The organism is Kitasatospora sp. NPDC017646 (assembly GCF_044329365.1).
Taxonomy (GTDB): domain Bacteria; phylum Actinomycetota; class Actinomycetes; order Streptomycetales; family Streptomycetaceae; genus Kitasatospora.
This window is the reverse complement of the sequence record NZ_JBIRJC010000138.1, coordinates 1-1,623: the sequence shown is the minus strand read 5'-3', so window position 1 is coordinate 1,623 and position 1,623 is coordinate 1. Positions and strand designations below refer to the sequence as shown.

At 71.3% G+C, this 1,623-nt stretch carries 1 protein-coding gene; it reads right to left on the bottom strand.

Annotated features, from left to right (window positions below):
- Positions 1–284: 284 nt before the first annotated feature.
- Positions 285–1,623, bottom strand: a 1,339-nt coding sequence (locus ACH4J0_RS43190) for a beta strand repeat-containing protein (RefSeq protein ID WP_396246661.1), incomplete at its 5' end; no start/stop codon positions are given.

Sequence of the window (1,623 nt, the reverse complement as noted above, 5' to 3'; positions counted from 1 at the left end):
GCCACGAACTTCACCGTGCTGGGCGACGGCGCCATCCTGGCCGTCTCCCCGCCCGGAACCGGCACCGTCCCGGTCACGGTGATCACGCCGGCCGGTACCAGCAACGGCGCCTCCTACACCTACCTGTAGGACGGCGGCCGACCGCCGGTCCGTGCGCGACACGATCCGGCGGGATCAGAACGGTGAGCTCCGACAGCAGCCGCGCTGTCGGAGCTCACTGTTGTCGGACACTTGGTCGGGAGTGGGATTCCGATGGCCGCGCCGGTCTCGGAAGAGGTGGCACCCTAGATCGACGGTGGGGCGACGTAGGTGTAGGCGAGGCTGTTGCTGGTGCCTCCGGGGGTGGTCACCGTCACCTGCACCGTGCCCGAGCCCGTCGGCGCCGTGGTGACCAGTTGGCTGTCCGACACGACGGTGAAGGCGGCCGGCGTGGATCCGAAGGTGACCGCGGTGGTGCCGCTCAGCCCGCTCCCCGTCAGCGTGACCGTGGTCCCACCCGAGGTCGGCCCCGCCGTAGGAACCATGCTCACCAGTTGGGGAAGGGGAACGTAGGTGAACGCGGCACCGTTGCTGGTGCCTCCGGGGGTGGTCACGGTCACCTGCACGGTGCCCGAGCCCGCCGGCGCGGTCGCGGTGATCTGCGTTGCCGACACCACTGTGAACGAGGAGGCGGCGACGGCACCGAACCGCACCGCCGTCGCCCCCAGCAGACTGCTTCCCGTGACGGTGACGGTGGTTCCGCCGAGCACGGGCCCTTCGTCGGGGACCACGGCGGTGAGCTGGGGGTTGCTCAGGTAGTAGTAGGGCACGGGGAAGCTGGTGCCACCGGCCGTGGTGACGGTGACGCCGGACGGCCCGGGCGCTCCTGCCGGCGCGGTCGCGGTGATCTGCGTCGCCGACACCACCGTGAACGACGAGGCGGCGACGGCACCGAACCGCACCGCCGTCGCCCCCGAGAAGCCGCTGCCCGTCAGCGTGACCGTATTGCCACCGGACGCCGGCCCCTGGATCGGGACGATCGTGGTCACCACCGGTGGGGCGGTGTAGGTGTAGGCGAGGCTGTTGCTGGTGCCTCCGGGGGTGGTCACCGTCACCTGCACCGTGCCCGAGCCCGTCGGCGCCGTGGTGACCAGTTGGCTGTCCGACACGACGGTGAAGGCGGCCGGCGTGGATCCGAAGGTGACCGCGGTGGTGCCGCTCAGCCCGCTCCCCGTCAGCGTGACCGTGGTCCCACCCGAGGTCGGCCCCGCCGTAGGAACCATGCTCACCAGTTGGGGAACGGGAACGTAGGTGAACGCGACGCCGTTGCTGGTGCCTCCGGGGGTGGTCACGGTCACCTGTACGGTGCCCGAGCCCGCCGGTACGGTCGCGGTGATCTGCGTTGCCGACACCACTGTGAACGAGGAGGCGGCGACGGCACCGAACCGCACCGCCGTCGCCCCCGTGAAGCCGGAGCCGGTCAGCGTCACCGTCGCCCCCGTCGCCCCCGTCGCCGGACTGACCGAAGCGATCACCGGAGCGGCAACCGCGTAGGTGAACGCGACGCCGTTGCTGGTGCCTCCGGGGGTGGTCACGGTCACCTGTACGGTGCCCGAGCCCGCCGGTACGGTCGCGGTGATCTGC